This window comes from Dellaglioa sp. CoH-57-MRSF-22, assembly GCF_056781895.1.
The window spans coordinates 1-285 of sequence record NZ_JBXAXT010000190.1 but is presented as its reverse complement, the minus strand read 5'-3'; the positions used below and the strand labels follow the sequence as shown (position 1 = coordinate 285).

The window sequence follows — 285 nt, the reverse complement described above, 5'->3', positions numbered from 1 at the left end:
ACAAGGCACCTGACACAGAATCAACGTGCTTACCGCCGCTCGACTGGCCCAGACCGTTCGTGTAGCCCTTGACCTGATAACCATCGGCGTTTGTGAACGCGACGATAACGTCGGCCAGCTCGGACTTATAGACGAACATCTCCTTCTCGCCCGAGCACCCGATCTTCTCCATCATCTTCTCGATGAGTTCTACAGGGCCGCGCTTACTGAAGAACTCCTTAGTCACCTTAGGACTACTGATGGTGACCTTGAATCCGGGAGTGAGGTAGGCTGCGAGTTCAGCCC

At 55.1% G+C, this 285-nt stretch carries 1 protein-coding gene; it reads right to left on the bottom strand.

Annotation, left to right across the window (positions count from 1 at the left end; genetic code table 11):
* Window positions 1–285: hypothetical protein (locus AC1RPR_RS08755; RefSeq protein WP_481763563.1), on the bottom strand; the 285-nt coding region annotated here is incomplete at both ends.